This is a genomic window from Megasphaera sp. (assembly GCF_047831605.1).
Lineage (GTDB): Bacteria > Bacillota > Negativicutes > Veillonellales > Megasphaeraceae > Megasphaera > Megasphaera intestinihominis.
On record NZ_CP181255.1, the window covers coordinates 313,730 to 329,646 of the forward strand.

14 protein-coding genes and 1 tRNA gene are annotated in these 15,917 nt (G+C 56.2%); 1 reads left to right on the forward strand and 14 read right to left on the reverse strand.

The genetic code is table 11. From position 1 onward, the window contains the following. Positions 1-6: 6 nt before the first annotated feature. The 7 genes from ACFWUB_RS01575 to ACFWUB_RS01605 form a co-directional block, all read right to left on the reverse strand. Entirely contained in the window at positions 7-837 is an 831-nt protein-coding gene (locus ACFWUB_RS01575; protein WP_416184087.1) for an AAA family ATPase, read from the reverse strand. Between the two features lie 43 nt (positions 838-880). Continuing rightward, entirely contained in the window at positions 881-2,788 is a 1,908-nt protein-coding gene (gene mrdA / locus ACFWUB_RS01580; protein ID WP_292261193.1) for a penicillin-binding protein 2, read from the reverse strand. Between the two features lie 19 nt (positions 2,789-2,807). Beyond that, positions 2,808-3,317: a rod shape-determining protein MreD gene (mreD, locus tag ACFWUB_RS01585; RefSeq protein WP_020309888.1), complete on the reverse strand. Its 510-nt coding sequence runs from the start codon at positions 3,315-3,317 to the stop codon at positions 2,808-2,810. Further along, on the reverse strand, positions 3,314-4,234 hold the full coding sequence (mreC, locus tag ACFWUB_RS01590) for a rod shape-determining protein MreC (protein ID WP_020309889.1): 921 nt from the start codon (positions 4,232-4,234) through the stop codon (positions 3,314-3,316). Before mreC ends, mreD begins: the two co-directional genes overlap by 4 nt. Positions 4,235-4,236: 2 nt before the next feature. Further along, positions 4,237-5,277: a rod shape-determining protein gene (locus ACFWUB_RS01595; protein ID WP_292105651.1), complete on the reverse strand. Its 1,041-nt coding sequence runs from the start codon at positions 5,275-5,277 to the stop codon at positions 4,237-4,239. A gap of 270 nt (positions 5,278-5,547) precedes the next feature. After that, the gene (locus tag ACFWUB_RS01600; RefSeq protein WP_020309891.1) at positions 5,548-6,177 is read right to left on the reverse strand and encodes an ECF transporter S component; all 630 of its coding nucleotides are present in this window, start codon (positions 6,175-6,177) and stop codon (positions 5,548-5,550) included. 380 nt (positions 6,178-6,557) lie between these two features. Continuing rightward, positions 6,558-6,641 (reverse strand) — tRNA-Leu (locus ACFWUB_RS01605). A gap of 92 nt (positions 6,642-6,733) precedes the next feature. Here ACFWUB_RS01605 and ACFWUB_RS01610 point away from each other — a divergent pair. After that, entirely contained in the window at positions 6,734-7,048 is a 315-nt protein-coding gene (locus ACFWUB_RS01610; RefSeq protein WP_020310038.1) for a DUF898 family protein, read from the forward strand. Positions 7,049-7,212: 164 nt separating this feature from the next. Here the strand turns inward: ACFWUB_RS01610 and ACFWUB_RS01615 are convergent, their stop codons facing one another. The 7 genes from ACFWUB_RS01615 to ACFWUB_RS01645 form a co-directional block, all read right to left on the reverse strand. Beyond that, positions 7,213-8,439 (reverse strand): class I SAM-dependent rRNA methyltransferase, encoded by a 1,227-nt coding sequence (locus tag ACFWUB_RS01615; protein WP_416184088.1) that lies wholly within the window; start codon positions 8,437-8,439, stop codon positions 7,213-7,215. Positions 8,440-8,451: 12 nt separating this feature from the next. Continuing rightward, complete coding sequence (gene hslU, locus ACFWUB_RS01620; protein WP_020310040.1) at positions 8,452-9,855, reverse strand: ATP-dependent protease ATPase subunit HslU; 1,404 nt, start codon at positions 9,853-9,855, stop codon at positions 8,452-8,454. A 15-nt stretch (positions 9,856-9,870) separates the two neighbouring features. Then, positions 9,871-10,410: an ATP-dependent protease subunit HslV gene (hslV, locus tag ACFWUB_RS01625; RefSeq protein ID WP_020310041.1), complete on the reverse strand. Its 540-nt coding sequence runs from the start codon at positions 10,408-10,410 to the stop codon at positions 9,871-9,873. Continuing rightward, positions 10,410-11,735, reverse strand: a complete 1,326-nt coding sequence (trmFO, locus tag ACFWUB_RS01630; RefSeq protein ID WP_292298982.1) for a methylenetetrahydrofolate--tRNA-(uracil(54)-C(5))-methyltransferase (FADH(2)-oxidizing) TrmFO — start codon at positions 11,733-11,735, stop codon at positions 10,410-10,412. Before trmFO ends, hslV begins: the two co-directional genes overlap by 1 nt. Further along, complete coding sequence (gene topA, locus ACFWUB_RS01635) at positions 11,725-13,995, reverse strand: type I DNA topoisomerase (RefSeq protein ID WP_292107280.1); 2,271 nt, start codon at positions 13,993-13,995, stop codon at positions 11,725-11,727. Before topA ends, trmFO begins: the two co-directional genes overlap by 11 nt. Before the next feature lie 361 nt (positions 13,996-14,356). After that, on the reverse strand, positions 14,357-15,427 hold the full coding sequence (leuB, locus tag ACFWUB_RS01640) for a 3-isopropylmalate dehydrogenase (protein ID WP_020310044.1): 1,071 nt from the start codon (positions 15,425-15,427) through the stop codon (positions 14,357-14,359). 1 nt (position 15,428) lies between these two features. Then, positions 15,429-15,917, reverse strand: coding sequence for a 3-isopropylmalate dehydratase small subunit (locus tag ACFWUB_RS01645; protein ID WP_020310045.1), 489 nt, complete (start codon positions 15,915-15,917; stop codon positions 15,429-15,431).

A 15,917-nucleotide genomic window follows, 5' to 3' on the forward strand; every position in this document is an offset into this window, starting at 1 on the left:
TCTCTCCTATCGACGATAGTGGCGCCAATTCCGGCATTCCTGACGGCGGCGCTGCAGCGACAGGCCCGGTAAGACTTCGGCCTGGGCCTGGTGTTTCGGCAAGAGGGCCGTCAGAGCCGTTTCCTCGATGGCCTTCCCCGTTTCCAGCCAGTCTGCCGTCGCCGACAGGGCCTGACAGAAAGGCAGGGAATCGGCCATACAGGTGATCCGCCCTTCCCCGGCAGCCCGGTCGATGCCATCATCATGCGGCAAGAGACCGGCGACGTGGCCGGTCTGCAAACGGGCTTTGGCTGCGTCTGGCGTGATGACGCCGTCAGCGTAAAAATTGTTGAGGATGACGTCGTAGTGAAAGCGCTTCTGCCGGGCCGCATACTGCATGACCTTAACCGCATCGCGCAGGGACGACGGCGACGGTTCGACGACGAACAGGATCTCATCGGCCAGGGCCGTCGCCGCCTGATAGGCGCCGTCGCGGCCGGGCGGGCAGTCGATGAGGGTATAGTCATAGGACCCGGACAGGGACTCCAGGACATATTGATACGACGGGATGTCGATCCGCTCCCAGGTCCGCTTCTGGCTGGCCGGCAGGAAATCCAGTCCCGGCACGACCGTCAGCAAAGCCTGGCCGGGCAGGCATTTCCCCCGCGCAGCCTGGGCGGCATCGTAATGGATGGACCCGTCCAGACCGAAGAGCAGGTCGAGGTTGCGCAGGCCCATGTCGGCGTCGGCCGCCAGGACGCGGTGGCCCCGGCGCTGCAGGAGGACAGACAAGGCCGCCGTAATCAGGGTCTTGCCGACGCCTCCCTTGCCGGAGGCGATGGCGATGAGCTGGGACATGAAATCACTTTCCTTTCTGATGAGATAAGGCCGTCATCAAGACTTATCGGTCAGACTCAGCCCCATCGCGATGGCTGCTGTCCTTCCCATCCTGCGCATTCTTATTGGCCTTGTTGTCCTTTTCTTTGCCGTCCTTGTCTTTATCCTTCGGTGCGCCTTCGGCGTATTCACCGACGTGGAAGTAGGCTTCCAGCATGGAACGGACAATCGGGCCGGACGACAGGGACCCGAAACCACCCTGTTCCGTCAGGACGGCGATGACGATGCGCGGATGTTCATACGGCGCATAGGCGACGAACCAGCCATGGTCCGTACCGCCGAAGTTTTCCGCCGTCCCTGTCTTACCAGCGACCTGGATGGGGAAGCCGGCGAACAGGGAACCAGCTGTACCGGATTCTTCAGCAACGTTACGCATCCCTTCGCGGACCAGGTCCAGCGTCGATTTGGATACGGACAGGGTGCCGACCTGTTCCGGTGCAAAAATCTTATACGGCGTGCCGTCGAGGTTGTCGATACGGCTGACGATGAACGGCCGGTACTGGATGCCGCCGTTAGCGACTTCGCTGACGATCATGGCTGCCTGGAGCGGCGTAACCAGCTGGAACCCCTGGCCGATAGCCGAGTTGAACGTATCACCGAGGTACCATTCATCGTGGAAATTCTTCTTCTTATATTCCGCACTGGCGACCAGGCCCGGTGCTTCGCCGCGCAGGGCGATGCCCGTCTTCTTGCCCATGCCGAACATGCGGGCGTATTTCGCCAGTTCGTCAATGCCGACGCGGCGGCCCATTTCGTAGAAGTATACGTTATCGGACTTAGCCAGGGCTTCGACGAAATTGATCCAGCCCAGGGCTTCGCCGCCGGCGTTGCGCATGTCGACCAGCCAGTGGCGGCCACTGTCGAAGATCATTTCATCAGGCGTGACTTTCTTGAGTTCCAGGGCTGCCGAACCGGTGATCAGCTTGAACGTAGAGCCCGGCGGATATTCGCCGGCAATGACGCGGTTTTCCATGGGGTGATTGGGATTGTCGTTGATGAGGGACCATTCTTTTTCCGTAATGCCCCGGGTAAACCAGTTCGGGTCGTAAGCCGGACGGCTGGCCATGGCCAGGACGGCGCCCGTATTGGGGTCGATGGCGACGGCAGCGATGCCGTGGGTGCCGATGCCGTTGGCGATCTGGCGGTCCATGGCCCGTTCCGTAGCCTGCTGCAGGTAGAGGTCGATGGTCAGGTGCATATTGTGACCGGCTACGGGGTCCTTGCGTTCCATTTCCTTGACCGGACTGCCGGCGGCGTCGACTTCGACCTGACGGCCGCCATCCTTGCCGCGCAGGAGGTCATCGTAATAGGCTTCCAGGCCGGCCCGGCCAATCTGGGTGATGTTGGATACGCCTTCGACGCCTTCCAGGCGCTTGGCGTCTTCTTCATCGATCTGGCCGACGTAGCCAAAGACCTGGGCGGCCATCATCTTGTACGGATAATAGCGGATCGGCTGGACGTCGACGGAGACGCCAGGCAGGTCGTTGCGCTGTTCTTCGATTTTCGTGACGATATCCTGGGTCAAGTCATTGGCCAGGACCGTCGGCACGTAAGAGCTCTTGACCTTCTGGACCTTTTCCCGCAGCTTATCTTCCGGCATGTTGAGGATGCCGGCCAGTTTCTGCAGTTCTTCGTCGCTCATGCCGTCCTTAGGCGGCACGTAGGTCACCATGAAGCTCGGCCGCGAGCCGACGAGGATCTGGCCGTTGCGGTCGTACATGATACCGCGCATGGCTGCAATGGGGATGGCCCGCAGGCGGTTCCCTTCGGCCAGGGTATAATAATATTCACCGGCAAAGAGCTGCAAGTAGACCAGCCGGCTGATGAGGATGACGAAAATCGCGATGACGATCCAGTAGAGGTAGCGGAAACGGCCATCTTGATTCTTCTTTTTCAATAACGCTTCAAGCATGTAACTAAATCTCCTTTATTTACCAGCGATAGCCCGGGAACCCGTAAAAGGCATCGTCGCGGCGCAGATGCCAGACGATGTGATCCACCGGCAGGGCCAGGATTCCGTGATAAACAAGCATAGGGATGCTGAATTCCAACAAGTAGGCGGCGATGTTGATGTACTGGCCGGCCAGGAAGAGGAACCCGCAGGTCAGGACCAGGCCGACTTCGGTCGCCCCGAGGACGATGAGCAATGTCAATACCCACTGGTCCTTGTCGATGTCGCGGCCGAGGTAGCTGCAGATGAGGGCTACGATGAGATAGACCAGCAGGTGCAGGCCAAAGAAATTGCCGATAATGACATCCTGACAAAATCCGCCCAAGAGGGCCGTGATGATGCCGATGCGCTGGCCGTGATGGAGGGCCATGAGGACGACGAAGACGAAGATGAGGTTAGGCTGGCTCACGCTGTTAAACATAAAAGGCAGGATGGCAGCCTGCAAAATAAAGACGATGAAGGCTGTCATGACACAGTTCAGTTTCTTCATAATGCCGCGGCTCCTTTAATTCCTTCTACTTTGTCGCGATTCGTCTGAGGTACGAGTTTCGGCGTGACTTCCGGTTTTTCATAGGACCCGGTATCGGCCGACTTCAAGATGACGAAGACTTCTTCCAGTTTGGAGAAATCGACGCTGGGACGAATGACGGCATATTTTACGAAATCATTTTCATTCTGATGGATCGATACGATGGTGCCGATAGGCAGGCCCTTCGGATAGATGGAGCCGAAGCCCGATGTGACCAGTGTATCCCCTTCCAGGATATCCGCATCCTTGGCGATGTTGACGAACTGCGGTTCCGTCGGCACGTTGCCGTTGCCGCGGACGACAGAGGAAACGCGCGATTCCGGACGCTGTACGATGGCACCGATGCTGGTCCGCGGGTCCGTCAGGAGCTGGACGCGGGACGAATGCGGATAGACGTCGCTGATGAAGCCGACGACACCACTCGGCGTGATGACCGGCATGTCTTTTTCGACGCCTTCGCCGCTGCCGACATCGATGATCATGGTGTTGGTCCACGTGCCGTAGTCACGGGAAATGACCGAACCAGCCAGAAGCTGGTACTGATTATGGGTCGATTTGAAATTGAGGAGCGCCCGCAGGCGGTCGTTTTCGGCTACGACTTCATCGTAGTCGACAGTCCGGCTCTTGAGGTCGGCATTTTCTTTTTCCAGCGATTCCCATTCAATGCGGTTCTTCAAGCTGACGTCGACGATGTGGATGCTCGAGGTCAGCGAATCCATGACGCGGCTGGCACCGTATTCAAAAGGCGACATGATCGTCATCAGCGGCTTGGTAATGAACGGCAGGGAATCGCGCTGGCGCCAGGCCCAGCCGACAAGCGCAATGACGATGAATAAGATGAGTACGAAGACGACGCTTCTTTTACCGAACGAAAACAATTTTAAAATCTCCTCCTATATATACGCTGTGCCCCTTCGATGAGGGCCGATAATTTATCACGATCAGCGACGGCAATGCCCGTGCCCTTGGCGACAGCCAGTTCCGGCTCGGAAGCCAGCATGACCGGCACGCCCAGTTCCTGGGTGAAGAGCTGGTCCATGCCCTTTAGCTTGGCCCCGCCGCCAGTGAGGACGATGCCATGTTCCATAATGTCTGCGGCCAGTTCCGGCGGCGTTTCCCGCAGGACATCCTTGACCAGGTCGAGGATCTTGATGAGAGGCTTGCCGATGACGTGGTAGAGCTCACTCGATTTGATGGCCATTTCCCGCTGGAGGCCGTCATCGAGGCCGCGGCCCATGAAGTAATAGCCCCGGTCTTCCAGGGGCAGGACAGCTGAGCCGTTGGTCACTTTCATCTCTTCCACCGTCGTGTCGTCAGTGACGATATCGTACTGATAGCGCAGGTAATCTTTGATGGCCGCATTGAAATCGAGGCTGCCCAGATGGAGCGACTTGGATACGACGATGCCGCCCAGGGACAGCATGGCTACATTGGTCGTACCGCCGCCGATGTCGACGACCATATTGCCGACCGGATCATAGACGGGCAGATTCACGCCGAGAGCCGCAGCAGCCGCCGTTTCGATGAGGAAGGCTTCCTTGGCGCCGGCCTGATAGACGGCTTCCATGACGGCCCGTTTTTCGACATTCGACGCCGCCGAAGGCACGCCGATCATGATGCGCAGGCGCTGGACGCTGCGGACGCACTTGCTGAGGATATAGCCCAGCATCGTCCGGGTTACACTGTAATCGGCGATGACGCCGTGGACCAGAGGCCGATGGAGCTTCACCGTTTCCGGCGACCGGGACAATAAGTCCTCTGCCGCCCGGCCGACAGCAATCATCTTGCTGTTCCGTTCATCTGTCGCCATGACCGACGGTTCAGACAGGACGATGCCCCGGCCCTCCACATAGACCTGGGTCGTAGACGTCCCTAAATCAATCCCTATATTTTTAGTTAATGGAGAAAAAATCGAAGCCATAACAAATCCTTTCTATTTCTTTCGCATATTCTGTTATACAAAACAGTCATCATTCCATATTCTATCACATTGCGCCCCTTTTCGCATTAACTAATTTCATGGAATGAAAAAAAGGCCTGTCGCACGTGCGACAGACCCTTTTAAGTAGTTAGCAGCTAGTGGCTAGTGGCTAGCGGATGGTCTTTAATTTAAAAACCCTCGCTTCAAACATCAAACTTCAAGCAGGGATACACCCACATGTGCATGACAGCCGAAACGACCACACGCTTCTTACGCGACTTTCAATCCGGCGCGGTGCAAGGCCATGACGATCGGCGTGATGATCAGGCCCGATACGATGGCTTCCGGGATGCCATTGACGGCCGTGATGCCCAGCATGATGTTGATGACGTTCATGAAGGGGATGCCCTGTGCTTCGGCATAAGGGACGCCGACGATGGCCGTAAAGGAACCGAGGAAGAGAATCGTGTGACAGACCGTCGTCAAGACCGCCGTGACGGCGATGCGCCATACTTCGCGGATTTTCAGATGACGGTACAATTCAAAGGCGATGACGCCGATCAGGATACGCGGTACGATACAGATGAAGGCGTCGGCAACGACGTTATACTGTACAGCAAACAACAGCAACGCGCTCGGTGCCTGCAAGGACCGGATAAAGGAAAAGATACCGAACATGAAGCCGACGATCATGCCGACCTTGCGGCCTGCCGTCAGGCTGCCGATGATAGTCGGGATGTGAAGGATCGTCGCGTTCATGATGACCAGCGGGATGAAACCATAGCCCGTGAGGCCTAAAAAAATCGTAATCGCCGATAAGAAACCGGCAACCGTTAACTGACGAATCGACAAAAAAGTGCGTCGTGCCGGCATGACGCCAGCAACATTCTGTTTTTCCATGTTTTTCCTCCGTTCTCGCTCTTTCGCAAGATACAAGTCGCAATACGATTAAAGACGCAAAAACACGGCCGGTCCGCGCCAGTATCCGCCCGTTTCCGGTACCAACCCGGCGCTTTAAAAGAACCTGCCTTATGTGTCACGCGTAGTATATCATACTTGAAGGGGTCTTGCCAATAGTAATTGGGAATATTGTGAATCTTTACACAAGCATAATGGAGGATAAAGGCCTTCGGCCGCAGTTGGCAAAGAAACACGGTCCAGCAAGAACGGGCTGTGGATTTTTCTCCAGCAGGCTCGCCCTCTATCATGAATCAAACTTCAACCCTGAAAAAGAAAGGGACTGTACGCGATAGCACAAAGCTTCATGCGACAGTCCCTTTTGGTGCGAGTGGAGGGACTTGAACCCTCACGCCGTGAGGCGCCAGATCCTAAGTCTGGTGCGTCTGCCATTCCGCCACACTCGCAAGTACCTTTTTATTCTACCATGCTTCCCTCCTATTGGTCAAACAAAAAATATGGTATCATATTTCTATATATATCATAAAGGAGGATTGTTATGTTATTACAAAGGGAATCGAAATTTGAAGGGTCTGTACTCGGATTTATCGGCTATGGCCTCATCTTAGTTATCCTTACGATTTGTACATTCGGCATCGCCTATCCTTGGGGCGAAGTCATGTTCCGCCGCTGGATCTGCCGCAATACGATCATCGACGGTCAGCGTCTCACTTTTGATGGAACAGGCCTGCAGCTCTTCGGCAGCTACATCAAATGGTGGTTCTTCACTATCATCACGCTGGGCATCTACGGCTTCTGGCTGTTCAACAAGATGACCGCCTGGCGGGTAAAACATACGCATTTTAGGGAATAATAAAAGGGCTGTCGCATCGCGACAGCCCTTTTAAGTTGTTAGTGGCTAGCAGTTAGTGGTTAGCAGATAGTTTTAAATTTAAAGGTTTTCTCTGTGAGAAAGGGACTACACATACGATGAGGATAACCAGCGAGTTACTAACCACTAACCACGAGCCACCAATCTCACACGACCTGAAACAGGTAGAACTTCAGATAATTCGTTTCCGGGACATTCCAGAGGATGGGATGGTCCGGCGACTGCTGGCGCCCTTCGATCTGGCGGAGGCGGACGCCGGCGTCTTTGGCGGCGTCGTGGAGCATCCGGCGGAACAGGTCGTCACGCATGAAGTGGGAGCACGAACAGGTCGCGAGGTAACCGCCGCGGGGCAGGAGTTTCATGGCTTTCAAGTTGATTTCCTTGTAGCCCCGGATGACGTTGTGGACGGTATGACCCGATTTGGTGAAGGCCGGCGGGTCGAGGATGATGAAATCATAGTCATGGCACTTGTGGTCGGCCAGATCGGTCAAGAGGTCGAAGACGTTGGCCTGCTTGGCCGTGACGATGTCTTCCAGGCCGTTGCGGCGGATATTTTCGTTGGTCATGTCGACGGCTTCCTGGGAAATGTCGACGGCTGTGACGCTGGCCGCCCCGCCCTTGGCCGCATTGAGGGCAAAGGCTCCGGTATGGGTGAAGCAGTCCAGGACATGCTTGCCGGCAGCGATTTTGGCGACAGCCAGGCGGTTGTATTTCTGGTCCAGGAAGAATCCCGTCTTCTGGCCATTTTCCACATCGACATCGTAGAGGATGCCGTTTTCGTCGATGGTCGTCAAGACGCTGCCCGGCTGGGGCAGGAAGTCGGCCTGATACCAGCCTTTATACTCTTCCATGCCGTCCAGTTCGCGGACTTTGACGTCGTTCCGTTCATAAATGCCTCGGATGGTGACGCCCATGGCGGCCAGTTCGTCGACGAGAGCCTTGAAGATGACCGGTTTGACTTGGTCCATGCCATAGCACAGGGTCTGGGCGACGAGGACGTCGTTATAGCGGTCTACGGTCAGGCCCGGCATGTCGTCGGCGTCTCCGAAGATGAGGCGGCAGCAGGCGAAGTCTTTATCGCCCATGACGGTCTTGCGGTAGTCCAGGGCATATTTGACCCGGCGCTGCCAGAAAGCTTCGTCGAAGCGGTCGTTGGCATTGCGCGACACGATACGCACGCGTATCTTAGAAATGTCGTTGGCAAAGCCCGTGCCGAGATAGCGGTCTTTGTCGCTGTAGACGTCGACGATGTCCCCTGTCTGGTACGTGCCTTCGACATGGGTCACTTCTTCGCCATATACCCAGGGGTGGCCGCTGCGGGCAGCCCGTTCCCCCTTCTTGGTAATCGTTAATTTCGCATAAGGTCGGTTCATATTTCCCCCGTTTTATAAAATATAATGGCTCAAGTCGACGTTCTGGACGACGTCGTTCAGCTTGCCCGAAACGAATTCTTTATTGACGACGATGTGCTTTTCGTCGATATCCGGTGCTTCATAGGCCACATCTTCGAGGATTTTTTCCAAAATCGTGTGCAGCCGGCGGGCGCCGATGTTTTCCGTTTCCAAGTTGACGCGGTATGCGTATTCGGCAATGGCGTCGATGCCGTCATCGGTGAATTCCAGGGTGACGCCATCCGTTTCCAGGAGGGCCTTATACTGTTTGACCAGGGACTGGTTCGGTTCAGTCAGGATGCGGCGGAAATCATCGACCGTCAGGGACTGGAGTTCGACGCGGATCGGGAAGCGGCCCTGCAGTTCCGGAATGAGGTCGCTCGGCTTGGATACATGGAAGGCACCGGCAGCGATGAAGAGGATGTGGTCTGTCTTGACCGGGCCGTACTTGGTGTTGACCGTAGCTCCTTCGACGATGGGCAGAATGTCGCGCTGTACGCCTTCGCGGGAGACGTCGGGCCCGTTGGAACGGCCCTTTTCGGCGATCTTATCGAATTCGTCGATGAAGACGATGCCCGATTCTTCCGTCGCTTCGATGGCTTTGTCGACGATGATGTCCATATCCAGGCATTTTTCCAATTCTTCTTCCTTGAAGATTTCCCGGGCCTTGGCGACGGTCATCTTCTTTTTCTTCTTCTTTTTCGGCATGATGCTGCCCAGCATTTCCTGGAAATTGTTGGTCAGTTCTTCCGTCGAATTGCCCGTCAGGATGCCCTGGAAGCCCTGGTTCTGTTCAGCCACTTCGACTTCGATTTCCCGGTCGTCCATCTTATGGGCGCAAATGTCTTCAAACATCTTCTGCCGGCGGTCGGACTTCGGCTCTTCCAGCTGCTTCGGTTCTTCCGGCATTTCATCGTCGTCATCATCGCTGCTGAAGAAGACGTCCATCGGGTTCTTGACTTTTTCCTTGATGGACTTCTTCGGCCAGAAGACCTGGAGGATGCGCTTGTTGGCTTCTTCTTCGGCCTTTTCTTCATAGCGCTGGCTTTCCTGTTCCTGGACCATGCGGATGGCATTGGCCACGAGGTCGCGGATCATCTGTTCGACGTCGCGGCCGACATAACCGACTTCGGTGTATTTCGTCGCTTCGACTTTGATGAACGGCGCACCGACGAGCTTGGCCAGGCGGCGGGCGATTTCCGTCTTGCCGACGCCAGTCGGCCCGATGAGCAGGATATTCTTGGGGATGATTTCATCCTGCATGTCTTCACTCAGGCGTTTGCGGCGCCAGCGGTTGCGCAGGGCGATGGAGACGGATTTCTTGGCTTCCCCCTGGCCGACGATGTATTTATTCAATTCCGCCACGATCTGTTTTGGCGTCAATTCTGTTTTTTCCATGAAAATACCTCTTTCTTAAATTTCTTCGACAATGACGTTGTGGTTGGTGTAGACGCAGATATCGGCTGCAATATGCAGGGATTTTTCAGCGATTTCCCGGGCCGACAAGTCCGTGTTCTGCATGAGGGCCCGTGCCGAAGCCAGGGCATAGTTGCCGCCGGAACCGATGGCCAGGACGCCGTCGTCCGGTTCGATGACTTCGCCGTTGCCGGAAATAAGCAGGATGCGCTGGCTGTCAGCGACCAGGAGCAGGGCTTCCAGCTTGTGAAGGATTTTGTCGGACCGCCAGTCCTTGGCCAGTTCGACGGCACTGCGGACGAGGTTGCCATTGTGTTCGTTCAATTTTTCTTCAAAGTGGTCGAATAAGGTGAATGCATCGGCGACGGAGCCGGCAAAACCGCTGATGATCTTGCCGTGGTAGAGGCGGCGGACTTTCTGGGCCGTCCCTTTCATGATGACGGCATTGCCCATCGTGACCTGACCGTCGCCGGCGATGGCCGTCTTGCCGTCGCGCTGGACGGCGCAGATCGTAGTAGCGTGGAATTCTGTAGACATTAATTCAGACATGGGTAATCCCCTTTCATTTGTTCAATTTCATCGAGTGCCCGCTGTGCCAGCAGGGCGTTCTTTTCTTTCTTCTTCATGCGTTTCTTGATGCCCAGCGGTTCCATGAGGCCGAAGTTGATGTTCATCGGTTGGAAATGGTCGTTCGGGCCGCTGGAAATATATTGGCTCAGGCCGCCCATGGCCGTGCGCCGGGAAAAGGTCAGGCCGTCTTCCCCTTGCAGGAGGCGGGCCGCATTGACACCGGCCAACAGGCCCATGGCTGCCGATTCCAGGTAGCCTTCGACGCCGGTCAGCTGGCCGGCAAAGAGCAGGTTCGGCTGTTTGCGCAGCTGCAGCGTCGGCAGGAGCAGTTCCGGCGAATTGATATAGGAATTGCGGTGCATGACGCCATAGCGGACGAATTCGGCGTGTTCCAGGCCGGGAATCATGGAAAAGACCCGCTTCTGTTCGGGGAACTTGAGATGGGTCTGGAAACCGACGATATTGTACAGCGTGGCGCTGCCGTTATCCTGGCGGAGCTGGACGACGGCATAAGGCAGTTCGCCTGTACCGGGCAGTTCCAGGCCGACAGGCTTCATGGGGCCATAGCGCATGGTATCGATGCCGCGGCCGGCCATGACTTCGATGGGCATGCAGCCTTCAAAGACGCTGTCGTCTTTTTCAAAGTCGTGGAGTTCGGCACATTCAGCCGTCGTCAGGGCCTGCCAGAAAGCTTCGTATTCTTCTTTGGTGAAAGGGCAGTTGAGATAGTCTGCCCCACCCTTGCCGTAGCGGGCGGCGCGGTAGACTTTAGTCATATCCAGGGAGTCGACGGCGACGATAGGCGCGGCGGCGTCGTGGAAATGGAAGTAATCCTCCCCGGTCAGGCGGCGGATGGTATCGGCCAAGGCGTCACTGGTCAGGGGGCCGCTGGCGACGATGCAGATCTGGTTGTCCGGCAATTCCGTCACTTCTTCGTGGCGGATGGTGACCAGGGGATGATCCTTGAGTTTTTCCGTCACGTACTGGCTGAAGGGGACGCGGTCAACGGCCAGGGCCCCGCCAGCCGGAACGCGGTGCGTATCGGCGGCATCCATGATGAGCGAGCCGAGACGGCGCATTTCTTCCTTCAAGAGGCCGACGGCGTTTTCAATATTCGCTGCCCGCAGGGAATTGCTGCAGACGAGTTCTGCGAAATATTCCGTGTGGTGAGCCGGCGACGATTTGACCGGCCGCATTTCTACGAGTTCTACCGGGATGCCGCGGCGGACGAGCTGCCAGGCAGCTTCCGATCCGGCCAGGCCGGCTCCGATGATTAAGACACTATTCTTCATGCACTACCTCACCTTTTTTATGGTTTTCACACTCTGCATTGCTACAGAAAATCTTATCGGGTCCTTTTTTATAATGTTTGACAATCATGATGCTGCCACAAAGGGGACACTTCTTGTCGACAGGCTGGTTCCAGAGGACGAAGTCACATTCCGGATACTGGCTGCAGCCGTAAAAGACGCGGCCCCGCTTGGACTTACGCTTGATGAGCGTCCCCTTGCCGCACTTGGGACAGGTAATCCCCAGGTCTTCGACGATGGCCTTGGTATTGCGGCATTCCGGGAAATTGGAGCAGGCCAGGAATTTGCCGAAGCGGCCGAATTTATAGACCATCGGCGCGCCGCAGAGCTCGCAGACCTGACCCGAATCCTGGCCGGAAATGGTGACTTTTTCCATCTTTTCTTCAGCTTCGTCCATTTCCGGCTTGAAGACGTCATAGAATTCCTGGAGGACGTGGCGGTACGTGTCCTTGCCCTGTTCGATGGCGTCCAGCTCTTCTTCCATGTGGGCCGTGAAGCCGACGTTGATGATCTGGGCGAAATATTTCTTCAGCAAATCGACGATGATGACGCCCAGTTCCGTCGGGACGAACTGTTTATCCTTCTTTTCGACGTAATTGCGGTTCTGGATGGTATCCATGATGGGCGCATACGTACTCGGCCGGCCGATACCCTTTTCTTCCAGCGTCTTGATCAGGCTGGCTTCGGTATAGCGTGCCGGCGGCTGGGTGAAATGCTGCTGCGGCGTGACGGCCTGGTTGTGGACGACGGTATGGGCCGAAATATGGGGCAGCTCAGCCAGAGTCTTGTCCTTCTTGGCGTCTTCGTAGAGTTCCGTAAAGCCCTTGAACAGGACTTTGTAGCCTGCAGCCCGCAGTTCGTAGCGGCCGCTGTCGATGATGATGGCCATGTGTTCCGTTTCGACCGATTCCATCTGGCTGGCCAGGAAGCGGTTCCAAATGAGCGTATACAGGCGCAGCTGATCGCGGGACAGGAATTCCGACACCTTGTACGGTGTCAGTTCCAGCGACGTCGGACGGATGGCTTCATGCGCATCCTGACTGGTCTGTTTCGTCTTGTAGACGCGGGGCTTGTCGGGGATGTATTCTTCGCCGTAGTTCGACGTAATGAACTCCCGCGCGGCCTGGACCATATCATCGTTGATGCGGACCGAGTCCGTACGCATGTAGGTAATGAGGCCGACATGGCCCTGGTCGCCCATATCGAGGCCTTCATAGAGCTGCTGGGCCAGCATCATCGTCTTCTTGGCGCCGAAATTGAGCTTGCTGACACATTCCTGCTGCATCGTCGACGTCGTGAACGGCGGCTGGGGCTGGCGTTTGCGCTTGCGCTTTTCGACCTTCACAATCGTATCCGGTTCGTGGTCTTCGCCGCGGCTTTCCCAGGTCAGGTCGTGGGCGATGGCTTCGGCCGCTTCCTGCGTCGAGATTTCGGCCTTCTTGCCGTCAATCTTGGTCAGTTCTGTCGGCAGGGTCAGGCCGTCTTCGGTCTTATAGGTTCCACTGACGGTCCAGTATTCTTCCGGCACGAAAGCCTTGATGGCTTCTTCCCTTTCACAGATGAGGCGGACGGCGACGGACTGGACGCGGCCGGCGCTGAGGCCCTTGCAGACTTTCTTCCACAGAAGAGGGCTCAGTTTATAGCCGACGATGCGGTCCAGGACGCGGCGGGCCTGCTGGGCGTCGACTTTCTTGAGGTCGATAGGTTCCGGGTCCTTGATGGCCTCAAGGATGGCTTTCTTGGTAATTTCGTGGAACATGATGCGGCATTTGTCGTGCGGGTCGATTTCCAGCAAATGGGCCAGATGCCAGGAAATGGCCTCCCCTTCGCGGTCCGGGTCAGTTGCCAGATAGACTTGTTTCGATCGGATGTATTCATTCTGCAAGTCTTCAATGAGTTTGCGCTTATCCCACATGTTGGTATACGTCGGCACGAAGCCTTCTTCGATATTGACGCCGAACTGGTTGCGCGGCAGATCCCGCAGGTGGCCGCGGCTGGCCATGACCTTGTAGCCGCTGCCCAGGAAGCGTTCGATAGTCTTGGCCTTGGCCGGCGATTCGACGATGACCAGATTCTTGGCGTTCTTCGGGAGCGGGTCCAGCTTCTTCAGCGGTTCCTTCTTGGGCAGATTGACCGTGCCGTGGATGACGGTCTTCTCGCCGTCGCCTTTTTTCTTGCGGCCTCGTTTCTTCTTTTTAGTATCATCAATGATGATTGTGCGTTTAATCGGAAATTCTAACATCTATCTCCATCCTGCCTCTCGCTGTACACGAAATCTGAAAATGTACTTAAACTATTTCTCATCATACACTATTCGCCGCGACCTTTCAAGGTGTGACTCTTTCTAATACTATAATATGAGCAAATATGAGCACAAAAAAGAGGCTGTCGCACGAAGCTAAAATGGCTTAATGCGACAGCCCCTTTTTTAGTGGCTAGTGGCTAGTGGCTAGCGGCTCCCCTTAAAGGGGAGCTGGCCGCCGAAGGCGGTCTGAGGGGTTGCTTTTGACCAAAAAAGACCCTCGCATGATGGTAGAAGCCTTCGTGCGACAGGCCCTTTTTGGGTTTTAAGTTTTCAGTTTACAGTTTTTAGTGAAACCGAGTTAGTGAATTTCACTGATGATGACATCGGTCATGGTCTGGGTGTCGGCTTTCTTGAAGCCTTCTTTATAGAGGTCCGGCGTGCGCCAGCCGGCAGCCAGGGCGGCGTCGACGGCTTTTTCAATCTTGTCGGCCGCTTCGTCTTCATCCAGGGAGTAACGCAGGAGCATGGCCGCCGAAAGGATGGTGGCGCAGGGATTGGCAATGCCCTGGCCGGCAATGTCCGGTGCCGAGCCGTGAATCGGTTCGTAGAGGCTGGTCATTTCGCCGATGGAAGCCGACGGCATCATGCCGATGGAACCGCCGAGGACAGCCGCTTCATCGCTGAGGATATCGCCGAAGAGGTTGCTCGTGACGATGACGTCGAACTGCTTCGGATTGAGGGCCAGCTGCATGGCGCAGTTGTCGACGTAGAAATGGTTCAAGGCGACGTCGGGATAATCCTTGGCGACGTCGATGACCGTACGGCGCCACAGGCGGGACGTAGCCAGGACGTTGGCCTTGTCGACGGACGTAACCTTGTGGCGGCGCTTCTGGGCGGCCTTCATGGCAAAGGTGCTGATGCGCTGTACTTCAGGGACACTGTAGTTTTCCAGGTCCCACGCGCGTTCGACGCCATTGTGGATTTCCGATTCGCAGCGGTCGCCGAAATAGATGCCGCCGACGAGTTCGCGGACGATGAGGACGTCCGTCCCGGTGACGATATCCGGTTTGAGCGGCGAGTATTCGGCCAGGACTTCCGGTACCTTGACCGGGCGCAGGTTGACGTAGAGCCCCAAAGCCTTGCGCAGGCCCAGGACGGCCTGTTCCGGGCGCAGTTTCGGGTCGACGTTGTCCCACTTGTCGCCGCCGACGGCGCCGAAGAGGATGGCGTCGGCTTTCTTGGCCGCTTCGATGGTATCTTCCGGCAAGGGCGAACCGCAGAGGTCATAGGCCGTGCCGCCGGCCGGTTTCTTTTCAAAAGTCAGGCCGATGTGGCAGACTTCATCGATTTTCTCTAAGGCTTTAACGGCACCTGCCGTGATTTCTTCCCCGATTCCGTCGCCGGGGATGACGACGATATGTTTAGCCATGTTACTTAGACTCCTTTACGTAATTGATCAAGCCGCCGGCTTTGGCAATGTCCTGGATGAAGCCCGGCAGGGGCGGCGCCTGGAAGGTGTCGCCTGTCGTCTTGTCGACGATTTTCCCCGTGTCGAGGTCGATGGAGAGGATATCGCCGGCTTTGATTTTTTCGACGTCGTCGCCGATTTCCAGGGCCGGCAGGCCGACGTTGATGGCATTGCGGTAGAAGATGCGGGCGAAGCTGGCCGCAATGACGACGGGGATGCCCGACGCCTTGATGGCAATCGGTGCGTGTTCACGGGATGAACCGCAGCCAAAGTTGTGGCCGCCGACCATGATATCCCCTGCCTTTACGTTGCCGGCAAAGGTTTCGTCAATGTCGACCATGCAGTGCGTGGCCAATTCTTTCGGATCGAAGCTGTTCAAATAACGAGCCGGGATGATTACGTCTGTATCGATATTGTCGCCGTAGCGCCATACTTTTCCTTCTAATGTCAT

Coding starts and splice junctions, on each gene's coding strand:
- ACFWUB_RS01575 (WP_416184087.1), bottom strand. CDS start 837: ATGTCCCAGCTCATCGCCATCGCCTCCGGCAAGGGAGGCGTCGGCAAG.
- mrdA (WP_292261193.1), bottom strand. CDS start 2,788: ATGCTTGAAGCGTTATTGAAAAAGAAGAATCAAGATGGCCGTTTCCGC.
- mreD (WP_020309888.1), bottom strand. CDS start 3,317: ATGAAGAAACTGAACTGTGTCATGACAGCCTTCATCGTCTTTATTTTG.
- ACFWUB_RS01595 (WP_292105651.1), bottom strand. CDS start 5,277: ATGGCTTCGATTTTTTCTCCATTAACTAAAAATATAGGGATTGATTTA.
- ACFWUB_RS01600 (WP_020309891.1), bottom strand. CDS start 6,177: ATGGAAAAACAGAATGTTGCTGGCGTCATGCCGGCACGACGCACTTTT.
- ACFWUB_RS01610 (WP_020310038.1), top strand. CDS start 6,734: ATGTTATTACAAAGGGAATCGAAATTTGAAGGGTCTGTACTCGGATTT.
- ACFWUB_RS01615 (WP_416184088.1), bottom strand. CDS start 8,439: ATGAACCGACCTTATGCGAAATTAACGATTACCAAGAAGGGGGAACGG.
- hslU (WP_020310040.1), bottom strand. CDS start 9,855: ATGGAAAAAACAGAATTGACGCCAAAACAGATCGTGGCGGAATTGAAT.
- hslV (WP_020310041.1), bottom strand. CDS start 10,410: ATGTCTACAGAATTCCACGCTACTACGATCTGCGCCGTCCAGCGCGAC.
- trmFO (WP_292298982.1), bottom strand. CDS start 11,735: ATGAAGAATAGTGTCTTAATCATCGGAGCCGGCCTGGCCGGATCGGAA.
- topA (WP_292107280.1), bottom strand. CDS start 13,995: ATGTTAGAATTTCCGATTAAACGCACAATCATCATTGATGATACTAAA.
- leuB (WP_020310044.1), bottom strand. CDS start 15,427: ATGGCTAAACATATCGTCGTCATCCCCGGCGACGGAATCGGGGAAGAA.
- ACFWUB_RS01645 (WP_020310045.1), bottom strand. CDS start 15,917: ATGACATTAGAAGGAAAAGTATGGCGCTACGGCGACAATATCGATACA.